Below are 14,683 nucleotides of genomic sequence, written 5' to 3'. Positions count from 1 at the left end.
GGTGGTGGGTCGGTAGACTGGCCGACGTGATTCGACGCATTGACCTGACCGGCGTGACCGACGCTGACTACCGCACCCTCGTACCGCGGGCCGAGTTCGACGTCGAGCAGGCCGTCGAGAAGGTTCGTCCCATCAGCGACGCCGTGGCCGCCGAGGGCGAGGTCGCCCTGCGCCGGTTCTCGGAGCAGTTCGACGGCGTCGTCCCGGCCTCCTTCCGCGTCGACGCCGAGACCATGCAGAACTGCCTGGACGAACTCGACCCGGCGCTGCGGGAAGCCTTTGAGACCTCCATCGAACGCCGCCGGGCCGTCTGCAAGCTCGGCGAGGGTGAGGAGCCCGCGAAGCGGGTGGGGGTCGCCGATGGGGCCACCATCACCACCCGGATCGTCCCGGTCGACCGGGTGGGGCTGTACGTGCCCGGGGGACTGGCGCCGCTGGCCTCCAGCGTGATCATGAACGTCGTCCCCGCCCAGGAGGCTGGGGTCGGTTCGATCGCGGTGGCCTCACCCCCGCAGCAGGACTTCGACGGGCTGCCCCACCCCAACATCCTGGCCCTGTGCGCGCTGCTGGGCGTCGACGAGGTCTACGCCGTCGGGGGTGCCCAGGCCATCGCCATGTTCGCCCATGGGGTGCCCGGACTGTGCGCCCCGGTCAGCATGATCACCGGCCCCGGCAACATCTGGGTGGTGGCGGCCAAGCGCTTGCTGCGCGGCAAGGTCGGCATCGACTCCGAGGCCGGTCCCACCGAGATCGCCATCCTGGCCGACGAGACCGCCGACCCCGTCCACGTCGCCGCCGACCTGCTCAGTCAGGCCGAGCACGACCCGATGGCCGCCGCCGTGCTGGTCACCGACTCCACCGCACTGATCGAGGCCGTCGCCGTCGAGGTCGACAAGCAGGTGGCCAGCACCCGGCACCGCGAGCGGGTGACCACGTCGCTGAGCGGGCAGCAGTCCGCCCTGGTGCTGGTCCGCGACCTCGAGCAGGGCCTGCAGGTCGTCAATGCCTACGCCGCCGAGCACCTCGAGATCCAGACCCGGGACGCCGCCGGCGTCGCGGCGCGGGTGACCAATGCCGGTGCGGTCTTCGTCGGTGCCTGGGCACCGGTGTCGCTGGGGGACTACTCGGCCGGCTCCACCCACGTGCTGCCGACCGCCGGCTGTGCCTGCCACAGCTCGGGACTGACCGTGCGCAGCTTCATGAAGGCCATGCACGTCATTGCCTACACCCGCGACGCCCTGCTCGAGATCGCCGACGGCGTCGAGCTCTTCGCGCTCGCCGAGAACCTGCCCGGCCACGCCAATGCCATCACCGTCCGACGAGGGGAGCCCACCGGTGAATGAAACCACCGCCACTGACCGCCCGATCGCAGGCCCTGACATTGCCCTGTCCGAGCTGCCGTTGCGCCCGGAACTGGTGGGTGAGCAGCCCTACGGCGCCCCCCAGCTCGACGTGCCGGTCTGCCTGAACGTCAACGAGAACCCGTACCCGCCCAGCGGGGCCATTGCCCACGACATGGCCCGCGCCATCAGCCAGCTGGCCTCCAGGGTGAACCGCTACCCCGACCGGGAGGCCACCGGCCTGCGCCAGGATCTGGCCCACTACCTCGGCTTCGGCCTCGGCGTCGAGAACATCTGGGCAGCCAACGGCTCCAATGAGGTGATGACCCACCTGCTGCAGGCCTTCGGAGGGCCCGGCCGCACCGTGCTGTCCTTTGCCCCCACCTACTCGATGTACCCCGAGTACGCCCGCAACACCCTGACCAACTACGTCGCGGTCGATCGTCGCGACGACTACTCCCTGACCGCGTCCGACATCCTAGCCGCGATCGACGAGCACCAACCCGACCTGGTCATCCTCACCACCCCGAACAACCCCACCGGCACCACCATTCCGGCCAGCGTGCTCGAAGAGGTGCTGGAGCGCACCGACGTGCTGGTGGTGGTCGACGAGGCCTACCAGGAGTTCACCGAGCTTCCCGAGGACTCGGCCTGCGCGCTGCTGTCGCGCTTCGGCCGCCTGGTGGTCAGCCGCACCATGTCCAAGGCCTTTGCCTTCGCCGGGGGACGGGTCGGGTACCTGGCCGCCGCGCCGGCCGTCGTGGACGCCTGCCGGATCGTCCGCTTGCCCTACCACCTCTCGGCCCAGACCCAGGCGCTGGCCCGGGTGGCACTGCAGCACGCGCCGGAGATGCTGGCCAATGTCAGCGAGCTGCGCATCCAGATCCAGCAGTTGCAGTCGTGGCTGCGTGACCGCGGCCTGGACGTCGTGCCCAGCCAGGCCAACTTCTGCCTGTTCGGGCGCTTCGCCGACCGGCACGCCGTCTGGCAGGGGCTGCTCGACCGCGGCGTCCTGGTGCGCGAGACCGGCCCGGCCGGCTACCTGCGAGTCTCAGCCGGCACCCCCGACGAAATGGCCGCCTTCCGCACCGCCCTGGACGCGGTGCTCGCCGAGCAGCCAGCCCGCCTCACCACCGACACCAAGGAATGACGATGAGCACCCACCGCACCGCCTCCATCGAGCGCGCCACCAGCGAGTCCAGCATCAGCGTCTGGCTCGACCTGGACGGCACCGGCGAGTCCGAGATCGACACCGGGGTGGGCTTCTACGACCACATGCTGACCGCGCTGAGCCGCCACTCCGGCATGGACCTGAAGGTCAAGGCCACCGGTGACCTGCACATTGACGGCCACCACACCATCGAGGACACCGCGATCGCGCTGGGCCAGGCCCTCAAGATCGCCCTGGGCGACAAGACCGGCATCACCCGCTACGGCGACGCCACCATCCCCCTGGACGAGGCCCTGGCGCACTGCACCGTCGACGTGGCCGGCCGCCCCTACGTGGTGCACACGGGTGAACCCGAGGGCCAGGTCTACGCCCTGATCGGCGGCTCCGGGGTGCCCTACGCCGGCTCGATGACCCGCCACGTGGTCGAGTCGTTCGCGTTGAACAGCGGCCTGTGCATCCACCTGCGGCTGCTGTCGGGCCGCGACCCGCACCACATCGTCGAGGCCCAGTTCAAGGCCCTGGCCCGTGCCCTGCGCACTGCCCTGGCGCCCGACCCGCGGGTGGTGGGGGTGCCCAGCACCAAGGGCACCCTGAATGCCTGAGCACGGCGTGCCCGTCATCGGGGTCCTCGACTACGGCTCGGGCAACCTGCACTCGGCCGTCAAGGCGCTGGAGGCGGCTGGCGCCCGGGTGATCCTGGGCTCGGCCGACGAGATCGCCGACTGCGACGGGGTGCTCATCCCCGGTGTGGGGGCCTTCGCGGCCTGCATGGACGGGCTTGAGGCGGCCCGGGGTGACGTGCTGGTGCGTGAACGACTCGCCGCCGGCCGTCCGGTGCTGGGCATTTGCGTCGGCCACCAGGTCATGTTCGCGGCGGGCCACGAGCATGGCGTCGACCGCGCCGGCATCGGGGTGCTGCCGGGCACCGTCGACCGACTGGACTCACCGCGGCTGCCGCACATGGGCTGGAACACCGTCGAGCCGGCCCCCGGCTCACGCCTGTTCACCGAACCCGGTGAGCGCTACTACTTCGTGCACTCCTACGCGGTGCGCGAGCTGCCCGCCGGCTTCACCGGGGCGGTCACCTGGGCCGAACACCAGGGCGACCGCTTCGTCGCCGCCGTGGAGGATGGGGCGCTGACCTGCGTCCAGTTCCATCCCGAGAAGTCCGGCGCCGCCGGCGGACGGCTGCTGCGGCGCTGGCTCGCGGCCGTCGAGGCAGCCCGCTGACGCCAGCCCATCCGATAGGCTCGCGGGCGTGAATACTCTGGTGTTGTTGCCCGCCGTTGACATCCAGTCGGGGCAGGCCGTGCAGCTTGTCCAAGGCGTTGCTGGTAGCGAGAAGACCTTTGGTGACCCGCTCGAGGCGGCGCAGCGGTGGAAGCGCGACGGCGCGCAATGGCTGCACCTGGTCGATCTGGACGCCGCCTTCGGACGCGGCAACAACGCCCAGATCACCACCGACATCACCGGCAGGATCGGCATGCACGTCGAACTGTCCGGCGGCATCCGCGACGACGAGTCGCTGCAGCGTGCCCTGGCCGCCGGCGCCCGCCGGGTCAACATTGGCACAGCCGCCCTCGAGAACCCGGCATGGTGCGAACGGATCATTGCTGAGCACGGCGACCAGATCGCCATCGGTCTGGACGTCAAGGGCACCCGACTGGCAGCCCGCGGCTGGACCCGGGAGGGCGGCGACCTGCACGAGACCATCGAACGGCTCAACCGGGCCGGCTGCCAGCGCTACGTCGTCACCGACGTGGCCAGCGACGGCATGCTCACCGGCCCCAACTTCGACCTGCTGGCCGACGTCTGCGCCCGCACCGACGCTGCCGTCATCGCCAGCGGCGGGGTGACCACCCTGGACGACATTGCCCGACTGCGCGACCTGGACGGGGTCGAGGGCGCCATCGTCGGCACCGCCCTCTACGTCGGCAGCATGACCCTCACCGATGCCCTGGCCGTGGCCAACGGCGCCGACCCTAAGGACCTGTGATGAACGCTGCCGCCGAGCGACGACCCATCGGTCCCGCCGCCACCTTTGGCACCACCGGGGTGATGCAGCAGCCGCCGCCGCTGCTCACCGGACCCATCAGTGAGCTGCTGGCCGGCAAGAAGATCGCGCTGACCGGTGTCACCGGGTTCATTGGCGAACAGGTGCTGTGGAAGTTGCTCACCGAATCGCCCGAGACCAAGGTGGCGGTGCTGGTGCGCCGCAAGGGCTCCATGACCGCCCAGACGCGGGTGGTCGGCCTGCTGCGCAAGCCCATCTTCGCCGAGCTGCGCGAGGCTGCCGGCGGCCCCGAACAGCTGGCGCAGGCACGCATCGAGGTGATCGAGGGCGACCTGCCCAACGTCCCCGAGCTGCCCCGCGACATCGACGTGCTGGTGCACTGCGCCGGCGACGTCTCGTTCGACCCGCCCATCGATGATGCCTTCCGCACCAACGTGCTCGGCACCCAGGCGCTGCTGGAACGCTTCATCGAGTCGGTCACCGGCCCCGACGGGGTCCTGGAGCGGGTCCCGCACTACGTGCACATCTCGACGGCCTACACCGCCGGACGCCGGCGCGGCGCCATCCCCGAGGCCGCCCACGAGCACCAGGTCGACTACCGCGTCGAGACCGAGGCAGCCCTGCAGATGGGCGAGCACATCCGTCGCCGTTCGCGCAGCCCCGAACAGTTGGCACTGCTGCGCAAGCAGGCCGAGGCTGAGCACCAGCAGGCCGGGTACCTGACCACCGCCGCCGACACCGAACGGCGTCGCCTGGAGTGGATCCGCGACGAATTGGTGCGGGCTGGCACCGAGCGGGCCCGCTCGCTGGGCTGGACCGACGTCTACACCTTTGCCAAGGCCATGGGGGAGCGGGTCGTCGCCGAGGTGGCCAAGGACCTCAAGGTCTCGGTCGTTCGTCCCGCCATCGTCGAGTCGTCCCTGAAGCACCCCTACCCGGGCTGGATCGAGGGCTTCAAGATGGCCGATCCGATCATCCTGGCCTATGCCCGCGGCGAACTGCCCGAGTTCCCGGCCTCACCGGACGGGGTCATCGACATCATTCCCTGCGACTACGTGGTCAACGCCATCGTCGCGGTCTGCGCCACCGACCCCGAGGTCGGCAGGATCGAGTTCTACCACTCGAACTCCGGCGCCCGGAACCCGCTGACCTTCAAGGGCATCTACGAGAACCTGCACGCCTACATGAGCGAGCACCCGTTCACCCTGGACGGCAAGGAAATGCCCATCTCGGTGTGGAACTTCCCCGGTCACGCACCGGTGGAGCGTGCCATCCGTCTCGGCGAGTTCGCGACCACCTGGGGTAACCGGCTGCTTAGTGTCGCCCCCCGGTCGGAGACCACCCGCAAGGCTGCCGTCGCCCTGGACAAGCAGACCGACCGGCTCGGCTTCTATCGCAAGTACCTGTCGCTGTACGGGGAGTACCTGCAGTCGCAACTGCACTTCGTCGACGACCGCACCCTGGCCCTGCACGAGAGCCTGGACCCGGTCGACCGCGACGTCTTCGGCTTCGACTCCGCCGACGTCGACTGGCCCACCTACCTGCAGAAGATTCACGCCCCGGCCATCCTGGAACCGGTGCAGCGACTCGAGAACGCCCGCAAGCGTCGGGAGGCCCGCGCCACCACCTACCGCGAACTTAAACCCGGAACCCGTCCGACGGTGGCCGCCTTCGACCTGGACGGCACCGTCATCGCGACCAATGTGGTCGAGACCTACCTGGCCGTGCGGCTGCCCGAACTCGGGCTGGGCGGCAAGCTCAAGGAATTTGCCGGGGTGGTCTCACGGCTGCCCGGCTACCTGGGTGCCGAGCGTCGCGACCGCAGCGACTTCCTGCGGGCACTGTACCGACGCTTCGCCGGCATGCGTCTGGCCGAGGTCGAAGAAATCGTCGACACCCGGCTGGCCGACTTCTTCAACGACCGGATCGCCCCCGACGCCCTGGCCAGGATCAAGGAACACCGCGAGGCGGGCCACACCACGGTGCTGCTGACCGGTGCCGTGCGCCCGTTCACCCGACCTCTGGACGACCTCTTCGACGTGATCGTGGCAGGCGAACTGTCGGTCGACGCCGACGGCGTCTGCACTGGTTTCCTCCAGGGCCCGCCGATGGTGGGCGAGTCGCGGTCGGCCTGGCTGCGCCACTACGCGGCACTGAACGGCATCGACCTGCGCGACTGCTACGCCTACGCCGACAGCCACGTCGACCTGCCCATGCTGCGTGCGGTCGGGCACCCGGTGGCCGTCAGCCCCGACGTCGGCCTGCTGCGTGCCGCCAAGCAGCAGGGCTGGTCCGTCGTCGACTGGCCGGTCGGCGCCAATCGGCGCCGCATGTTGCCGATGTGACCCTGGGGTCCCGTGTCCCAACCGGTTCCGATAGGGTGCGGTCATGGTCGAGGGATCAACGTCGATCCCTCGACCTCATCTGCTGGGAACTGAATTGACATGACTGAACCTGACGTGGAACCGCGACTGCAGTGGAGCTGGCTGACCGAGGCCGACCTGCCCGCGCTGGCCGACCTGAGGGAGGCCACCGACTACGTCGACGACCCCATCGAACGGGCCGACCTGCAGCACATGCGCGACCTCTTCTCGGCCCCCGGCGCCGACCCCGAACGCAACGGTGCCGTGGGCCGCGACAAGACGGGCTCGGTGGTGGCCTACGCGTGGGGCCACCCGCGCATGGGTGAGGGCGAGGTGCGCTACTGGGTCGACTGGGCCATCCATCCGGCCTGGCGTCACCAGGGAATTGGTGTGGGGATCACCACGTGGTTGCGCGACCAGGGGATGGCCTGGTGGGAGGGCCTGCGGGAGTCCGGCAGCACCGACCCGCTGTGGATGGGTGCCCACATCGACGAGAAGCTCACGTTGCGGACGACCCAGATGGCCGCCGCCGGCTTCGTGGCCGAACGCTGGTTCAGCGACATGAAGGTGTCCTTCGACGAGGTGCCCCCTCATGACCTGCCGCTCGTCGTCCCCGAGGGCATCGACCTGGTCGGGTTCGACGAGTCCCTCAGCGAGGCGGTCCGCACCGCCCACAACCGGGCCTTTGCCACCGTCACCGGTGCCCAGCGGGTCTCGCGCAGCGTCTGGGACCACATCCTGGCGGTCAACACGATCAAGCAGTCCTGGTCGTGGGTCGCCCTGGCCGACGGACAGGTCGCGGGCTACGCCATCAGCTCGGGCCACCCCAGCGACTGGGCCGACGAGGGCTACAGCGAGGGCTGGACCGAGTTCCTGGGCACGGTGCCGGAATGGCGCGGACGGGGCGTGGCCCGGGCGCTGCTGACCGCCTCCCTGCGAAGCTTCGCCGACGCCGGTCTCACGGGTGCCGGCCTGGGTGTCGACGCCGACCGGGCAGAGGCGGCCTACCACCTGTTCAGTGACCTCGGCTACCAGAGCTCGGAGCGCTTGGTGCTGATGGGCCTGCGACGGGGCTAGAGTGGTCCGCTGGACACACCCGCGTCCGGGTGTGCGCAGCGTGAAAGGGGCGCCCCCATGGCAGGTCACTCCAAATGGGCCACGACCAAGCACAAGAAGGCCGTCATCGACGCCAAGCGCGGCAAGCTGTTTGCCAAGCTCGTCAAGAACGTCGAAGTCGCCGCGCGCATCGGCGGCGGTGACCCCGCGGGCAACCCGACCCTGTACGACGCCATCCAGAAGGCGAAGAAGAGTTCGGTACCCAACGACAACATTGACCGCGCCGTCAAGCGCGGGTCGGGTGCCGACGGCGAGGCCGCCAACTACGACACCGTCATGTACGAGGCCTACGGCCCGGCCGGCATCGCCATTCTGATCGAGTGCCTCACCGACAACCGCAACCGGGCCATCTCCGACGTCCGGGTCGCGGTCACCCGCAACGGCGCCACCATGGCCGACGGCGGCTCGGTGCAGCGGATCTTCGCCCGCAAGGGCGTCGTGGTCGTCGACAAGCAGCAGGACGGACGCCAGCTCACCGAGGACGACGTGCTGGAGGCGACCATCGAGGCCGAACCCGAGGACGTGGTGGACCTGGGGGAGTCCTTCGAGATCGTCTGCGATCCCGCCCAGGTGGTCGCGGTGCGCCAGGCCGTGCAGGCAGCGGGTCTCGACTACGACTCGGCCGAGGTCGAGTTCCGCGCCGACTTCGACCAGCCGGTGAGCTCGGTCGAGGATGCCCACAAGCTGTTCCGGGTCATCGATGCCCTCGAGGACTCCGACGACGTCCAGAACGTGTTCACCAACGTCGACATCCCCGACGAGATCGCCTCCCAGCTCGACGAGGACTGATCGGGTAGGATCCGAACGAATGTTCGTTTCTGGGGGTGTGGATCGATGCGTGTCCTGGGAGTTGACCCGGGCCTGACCCGCTGCGGTGTCGGCGTGGTGGAGGGCACGGTGGGGCGTCGTCCCGTCTTCATCGACTGCGGGGTGATCCGTACTCCGGCAGACCTCGACCACGCCCTGCGCCTGCTGCGCATCGAACAGGGTCTGGACGAGTGGATCACCAGGATGCGGCCCCAGGCCGTCGCCGTCGAACGTGTCTTCGCCCAGCAGAACCTGCACTCGGTCACCGGGACCACCCAGGCGGCCGGCATCGCCATGCTGGTGGCCGCGCGGCACGGCATCCCCGTGGTGACCCACACGCCCAGCGAGGTGAAGGCGGCCATCACCGGCACCGGCCGGGCCGACAAGGCCCAGGTGGGCGCCATGGTGGCACGGCTGTGCCGACTGGACGCCCCACCCAGCCCGGCCGACGCGGCCGACGCCGTCGCGCTGGCCATCACCCACATCTGGCGTGGCACCGCCACCAACCGCTACGCCGAACTGTCGGCCGCTGCGGCCGCCCGACCCGCCAAGTACCCGACCCGTGCCCCAGGAGGCCGCCGATGACCGCTCGCCACCATGATTGACCGCCTCAGTGGCACCGCCGTGGCAGCCGGACCGAACTGGGTCGTCGTCCAGGCCGGGGGGCTCGGGTTGAAGGCGTGGTGCACCCCGGCGACCGCCGCCGGGGCGCGCATCGGCCAGGACTGCGCCCTGTCGACGACCCTGGTCACCCGCGAGGACTCGATGACCCTGTACGGGTTCCAGGGCGAGGACGAGCGCGACGCCTTCGAACTGGTGCAGACCGCCTCAGGGGTGGGGCCCAAACTGGCGCTGGCCATCGTCTCGGTGCTGACCCCCGGTGACCTGGTCGCGGCCATCACCGCCGGCGACGTGAAGCGGCTGACCTCGGTGCCCGGGCTGGGGCCCAAGGGTGCCCAGAAGATCATCATCGAACTCAAGGACAAGGTGGCCCGCCTGGCCGTCAGCCCCACGTCCATTCCGCGCCCGGCCGGTGCCACCGACGAACAGTGGCGCGACCAGGTCTCGGCCGGTCTGCAGGGGCTGGGGTGGTCGGCCAAGGACGCCGACGCCGCCTGCGAACGGGTGGCTCCGCTGACCGCCGACGACCCGAACGTCTCGGTGGCGGTGCTGATGCGCGCGGCGCTGCAGTCGCTGGCCCGTGGCGGCGGACGATAGTTTCGCCCCATGAGCCATTCCCCCCTGGACCCCGAACTCGAACCCGAGGAGCGGGCCGCCGAGCAGGCGCTGCGTCCGTCCCGGCTCGCCGAGTTCGCCGGCCAGCAGCGGGTGAGTGACCAGCTGGGTCTGGTCCTGGACGCTGCCCGTCACCGCGGCACCTCACCCGACCACGTGCTGCTCAGCGGGCCCCCAGGGCTCGGCAAGACCACCCTGGCCATGATCATCGCCGCCGAGGTCGGGGCGCCGCTGCGGATGTCCTCGGGGCCGGCCATCCAGCATGCCGGGGACCTGGCCGCGATCCTGTCCGGGCTGGTCGAGGGCGAGGTGTTCTTCCTCGACGAGATCCACCGCATGTCGCGACCCGCCGAGGAAATGCTGTACATGGCCATGGAGGACTTCCGCGTCGACGTCGTCGTCGGGAAGGGGCCCGGGGCCACGGCCATCCCGATCGACCTGCCCGCGTTCACCCTGGTCGGGGCCACCACCCGGGCAGGCATGCTGCCCAGCCCGCTGCGTGACCGGTTCGGATTCACCGCCACCCTGGACTACTACGACGCCGACGCCCTGCACGGCATCATCACCCGCTCGGCCCAGCTGCTCAACGTCCAGCTGGACGTTGACGCCGGCGCCGAGGTGGCCTCCCGGTCACGCGGCACTCCTCGAATCGCCAACCGGCTGCTGCGGCGCGTGCGGGACTTTGCCCAGGTGCGCGCCACCGGGCACGTGACGCTGCCCATCGTCCAGGCGGCCCTGGAACTCTACGAGGTCGACCCACTCGGCCTGGACCGGCTCGACCGGGCCGTGCTGCACGCCCTGTGCACCAAGTTCGGTGGCGGACCGGTCGGGTTGTCGACCCTGGCCATCAGCGTCGCCGAGGAGACCGAGACCGTGGAGGAGGTGGCCGAACCCTTCCTGGTCCGGTTGGGGTTCCTGATGCGGACCCCCCGGGGGCGGGTGGCCACACCGGCGGCGTGGCGGCACCTGGGCCTGACCCCGCCGCGTCCCGATGGACCCGACTTGTTCGGCTAGTCTTGGCTCGTTTGGTCAACGCCCAGCAGATGTCGCGTTCGAGGAGTTACACCCGCACTCGCTAGTCTTGGCTGGTCCCATCAAGTCAGAGTGGGGACCCCTTCGGGGACCCTGCACAGGAGCCTGCACGCATGCCACTCGATACGATCCTTCTGGTCCTCGCTGTCATTCTGTTCTTCTACTTCCTCATGATCCGCCCGATGCGCAAGCAGGTCGCGGCGCAGACGGAGCTGCGGAACAGCCTCGAGGTGGGGTCGCGGGTGCAGCTGAGCTCCGGCATCTTCGGGACCATCAAGCACCTCGGCGAGCGCCAGGCCATCGTCGAACTCGGCCCCGGGGTCGAGGTGACGGTGCTCAAGCAGGCCATCAGCGGGGTCCTGAAGCCCGAGGACGAGGAGTTCGAGTACGACGACGCCCCCCTCGTCGAGGAGCCCGTCATCGTGGAGGACCTTCCCCTCGAGCAGCCCGCACTCGACCAGCCTGCCCTCGAGCAGCCCGACGGCACTGACCAGAACAAGGGGAGCTGACCCGTGGCCGCGTCCCCCAGGCGGTACCGACCGGGGTTGAACCTGGTCGTCTTCCTCATCCTCGTGGCGTCGTTGTACGGGATGATGGCCGCGGCCAAGGTCTGGACGCCCCGACTGGGCCTGGACCTGCGTGGCGGCACCACCATCACGTTGACCGCCTCCAACACCTCCGGGCAGGGAAGCGTCTCGGCGGCCAGCCTCGAGCAGGCCCGCAACATCATCCAGCAGCGCGTCGACGGGCTGGGCGTGGGCGAGGCCGAGGTGACCACCCAGGGCGACCGCAACATCGTGGTCAGCGTGCCCAACATGCAGCGCGACGAGCTGATCCGTCTGGTCGGCCAGACCGCGAAGCTGTCCTTCCGCAACGTCTACCAGGTCGACGCGGGTGGGCCGCTGCCGACGGCCAGCACCCCGGGGGCCACCCCGACGTCGACGAGCAGCGCCCCCGCCTCACCTCCGCCCGGTCTGCCCACCGCGGTGGTCACCGGTGGCCCGCCGGGGTTGCCGACCAGCCCGCCGCCGGAGGCAACTCCCCGGGCCACCACCGAACCGACGACCCCGCTGACCTACCAGCAGGCCATCGAGTGGCAGCCGAGCGCCGAGGACACCGCCGACTTCCAGGCGTTCAAGTGCGTCGATGAGTTCCCGCTGGTGTCCAGCGAGCCGTTCTTCGCCTGTGACGAGGGCGGCAACAAGTACCTGCTGGGCCCCGAGGTCATCGCCGGTGAGAATGTCGACGACGCCGGCTCCGGCGTCCCCCAGGGGCAGTTCAACTGGGTGGTCACGCTCCAGTTCGACAGCGCCGGCGCCCAGGCCTTCACCGCCAACACCACCTACCTCAGCAGCCAGACCCCCCCGATGAACCAGTTCGCCATCGTGCTGGACGGCCGGGTCATCTCGGCACCCTCGGTCACCACCCCCATCCCCGGCGGCAGCGCCGAGATCAGCGGCAGCTTCAACGAGAAGAGCGCCGGGGAACTGGCCAACGTCCTGAAGTACGGCGCCCTGCCGCTGGCCTTTGAGATCTCCAGCGTCGACAACGTCTCGGCCAGCCTCGGCGGGGAGCAGCTGCGCGGCGCGATCATCGCCGGCATCATCGGCCTGATCCTGGTGATCGTCTACTCGATGTTCTACTACCGCGCCCTGTCGATCATCGTGATCAGTTCGCTGGCGATGGCCGTGGCCATCTCCTACCCCGTCATCGTCCTGCTCGGTGAGGCCGTGGGCTTCGCGCTGAACCTGCCCGGTCTGGCCGGTGCCATCCTGGCGATCGGCGTCACGGCCGACTCCTTCATCATCTACTTCGAGAGAATCAGGGACGAGGTGCGCGAGGGCAGGTCGTTGAAGTCGGCCATCGAGACCGGCTGGCGCAAGGCCCGCAACACCGTCCTGATCTCCGACATGGTCTCGCTGCTGTCGGCCGTGGTGCTGTTCGTCCTGGCCGTCGGCTCAGTGCGGGGCTTCGCCTTCACCCTGGGCGTGACCACCGTCATCGACGTGCTGATCGTCTTCTTCTTCACCAAGCCGCTGATGAGCCTGCTGGGCCGCACCAAGTACTTCGGACAGGGCGGACCGTTCTCCGGTCTGTCACCCCGCCAGATGGGCGTCAGCCGCGCCTCCCTGATGGGCCGCCGCCGCAAGATGACCGCGAAGGAGGCCTGAGCATGATGGCCCGCAGCAACTCCAACCGGCCCGCGCGCAAGCCCGAGACCAGCGCCCTGCGCGAGGCCACCACCGGCACCCGTCGGCGCACCTCGGCCAAGGCCGCGGCGCGTTCCAAGGCCGCCGCCGCCGTCGAGGACTCCTCGCTCGAGACCGCGGGCATGGACGAGACCGCATCCTCGACCACGATCCCTCGCCACGACCAGGTGCCGGCCAGGCACAGCCTGGCCCACCGGCTCTACACCGGCCAGACGTCCTACGACTTCATGGGCAACCGCAGGAAGTGGTACCTCATCAGCGGTGTCATCCTGCTGATCTGCTTCCTGTCCCTGGGCATCCGCGGACTGAACCTGGGCATCGAGTTCAAGGGCGGCACGGTCTTCACCGTGCCGGTCGCGGTCAACGACGGCATCCCCAACGAGATCGGTTCGGTGGTCGAACAGACCGGAATCGGTGAACTCGACGGCACCTCGGTGGTCACGATCGGGGACCACACCGCGCGCGTCCAGGCCCGCACGATGACACCCGAAGAGGTGACCACCGTGCGCACCGCCCTGGCCGAGCACGTGGGCGTGTCCACCGACGAGATTGCCTACTCGACCGTCGGTGCCTCCTGGGGCCAGCAGATCACCGAGAAGGGCATCCAGGCCCTGGTCGTCTTCATCGTCCTCGTCGGACTGATGATCTGGGCCTATTTCCGCGACTGGAAGATGTCGGTGGCGGCGCTGGTGGCGCTGGTGCACGACCTGCTGCTGACCATTGGCGTCTTCGCGTTGCTGGGCTTCACCGTCAGCCCGTCCACGCTGATCGGTGTGCTGACCATCCTCGGCTACTCGCTGTACGACACCGTGGTGGTCTTCGACAAGGTCCGCGAGAACGTCAAGGACATCACCCGGCAGACGCACACCTACGCCGAACAGGCGAACCTGGCCATCAACCAGGTGCTGGTGCGCTCCATCAACACCACCGTCATTGGCGTCCTGCCGGTGGCGGCCATCCTGGTGGCGGCCACCTTCTTCATGGGCCCCGGGCCGCTGGAGGACCTCGGTCTGGCCCTGTTCGTCGGCATGATCGCCGGCGCCTACTCCTCGGTGTTCATCGCTGCCCCGCTGCTGGCCCAGCTGCGCGAGCGCGACGCCGAGATGGTGGCCCACCGCGCCAAGCTCGGTCGGCGTACCGCCCGGCATGCCCGCGGCTCGATGGACAGCGTCACCGAGGCGGCCGAGTCGGTCGCCTCGGACGAGCGCTCCCTCCGGGCGACGAGCAGCACCCCCGAGGTGGTCGTCAACCAGGTCGGTGACAATCCCTGGGAGCTTGAGGGTGTCGAGGTCGCCGACCCCGACCCCGACGACCTGCCCGCCGCTGATGACGACGCGGCACCGACCCGGCAGCAGCCGCGTCGCCAGCCGCGTGGACGACGAAAGAACTGAGCC

14 protein-coding genes are annotated in these 14,683 nt (G+C 69.6%); all 14 read left to right on the top strand.

What is annotated here, in order from left to right; all coding sequences use genetic code 11:
- Nucleotides 1-26 precede the first annotated feature (26 nt).
- Nucleotides 27-1,343 carry a histidinol dehydrogenase gene (gene hisD, locus IPV09_RS02380; RefSeq protein ID WP_207473411.1) on the top strand — a complete coding sequence of 439 codons (1,317 nt, stop codon included), beginning with the start codon at nt 27-29 and terminating at the stop codon, nt 1,341-1,343.
- Nucleotides 1,336-2,490 carry a histidinol-phosphate transaminase gene (locus tag IPV09_RS02375; protein WP_370590187.1) on the top strand — a complete coding sequence of 385 codons (1,155 nt, stop codon included), beginning with the start codon at nt 1,336-1,338 and terminating at the stop codon, nt 2,488-2,490. The genes hisD and IPV09_RS02375 overlap by 8 nt, the downstream gene beginning before the upstream one ends.
- A gap of 2 nt (nt 2,491-2,492) precedes the next feature.
- A complete protein-coding gene (gene hisB / locus IPV09_RS02370; protein ID WP_207473409.1) occupies nt 2,493-3,113 on the top strand; it encodes an imidazoleglycerol-phosphate dehydratase HisB in 621 nt (206 codons plus the stop codon).
- On the top strand, nt 3,106-3,741 hold the full coding sequence (gene hisH, locus IPV09_RS02365) for an imidazole glycerol phosphate synthase subunit HisH (RefSeq protein WP_207473408.1): 636 nt from the start codon (nt 3,106-3,108) through the stop codon (nt 3,739-3,741). Before hisB ends, hisH begins: the two co-directional genes overlap by 8 nt.
- A 28-nt stretch (nt 3,742-3,769) precedes the next feature.
- A complete protein-coding gene (priA, locus tag IPV09_RS02360; RefSeq protein ID WP_207473407.1) occupies nt 3,770-4,507 on the top strand; it encodes a bifunctional 1-(5-phosphoribosyl)-5-((5-phosphoribosylamino)methylideneamino)imidazole-4-carboxamide isomerase/phosphoribosylanthranilate isomerase PriA in 738 nt (245 codons plus the stop codon).
- Nucleotides 4,507-6,870 (top strand): HAD-IB family hydrolase, encoded by a 2,364-nt coding sequence (locus IPV09_RS02355; RefSeq protein WP_242681117.1) that lies wholly within the window; start codon nt 4,507-4,509, stop codon nt 6,868-6,870. The genes priA and IPV09_RS02355 overlap by 1 nt, the downstream gene beginning before the upstream one ends.
- A 99-nt stretch (nt 6,871-6,969) precedes the next feature.
- Nucleotides 6,970-7,965: a GNAT family N-acetyltransferase gene (locus IPV09_RS02350; RefSeq protein WP_207473406.1), complete on the top strand. Its 996-nt coding sequence runs from the start codon at nt 6,970-6,972 to the stop codon at nt 7,963-7,965.
- Nucleotides 7,966-8,022: 57 nt separating this feature from the next.
- Nucleotides 8,023-8,793, top strand: coding sequence for a YebC/PmpR family DNA-binding transcriptional regulator (locus IPV09_RS02345; protein WP_207473405.1), 771 nt, complete (start codon nt 8,023-8,025; stop codon nt 8,791-8,793).
- 54 nt (nt 8,794-8,847) lie between these two features.
- Nucleotides 8,848-9,396 (top strand): crossover junction endodeoxyribonuclease RuvC, encoded by a 549-nt coding sequence (ruvC, locus tag IPV09_RS02340; RefSeq protein ID WP_207473463.1) that lies wholly within the window; start codon nt 8,848-8,850, stop codon nt 9,394-9,396.
- Nucleotides 9,397-9,408: 12 nt separating this feature from the next.
- Entirely contained in the window at nt 9,409-10,029 is a 621-nt protein-coding gene (gene ruvA, locus IPV09_RS02335; RefSeq protein ID WP_207473404.1) for a Holliday junction branch migration protein RuvA, read from the top strand.
- Nucleotides 10,030-10,038: 9 nt separating this feature from the next.
- Nucleotides 10,039-11,061, top strand: a complete 1,023-nt coding sequence (gene ruvB / locus IPV09_RS02330; RefSeq protein WP_207473403.1) for a Holliday junction branch migration DNA helicase RuvB — start codon at nt 10,039-10,041, stop codon at nt 11,059-11,061.
- Between the two features lie 131 nt (nt 11,062-11,192).
- The gene (gene yajC, locus IPV09_RS02325) at nt 11,193-11,588 is read left to right on the top strand and encodes a preprotein translocase subunit YajC (protein WP_207473402.1); all 396 of its coding nucleotides are present in this window, start codon (nt 11,193-11,195) and stop codon (nt 11,586-11,588) included.
- A gap of 3 nt (nt 11,589-11,591) precedes the next feature.
- Nucleotides 11,592-13,250 carry a protein translocase subunit SecD gene (gene secD / locus IPV09_RS02320; protein ID WP_207473400.1) on the top strand — a complete coding sequence of 553 codons (1,659 nt, stop codon included), beginning with the start codon at nt 11,592-11,594 and terminating at the stop codon, nt 13,248-13,250.
- A 2-nt stretch (nt 13,251-13,252) separates the two neighbouring features.
- The gene (gene secF, locus IPV09_RS02315) at nt 13,253-14,680 is read left to right on the top strand and encodes a protein translocase subunit SecF (RefSeq protein ID WP_242681116.1); all 1,428 of its coding nucleotides are present in this window, start codon (nt 13,253-13,255) and stop codon (nt 14,678-14,680) included.
- The last annotated feature ends 3 nt before the right edge of the window (nt 14,681-14,683 follow it).

Origin of the sequence: Tessaracoccus sp. SD287, from assembly GCF_017355265.1 — a bacterium.
Lineage (GTDB): Bacteria > Actinomycetota > Actinomycetes > Propionibacteriales > Propionibacteriaceae > Aestuariimicrobium.
This window is presented reverse-complemented; position numbering and strand designations above follow the sequence as displayed.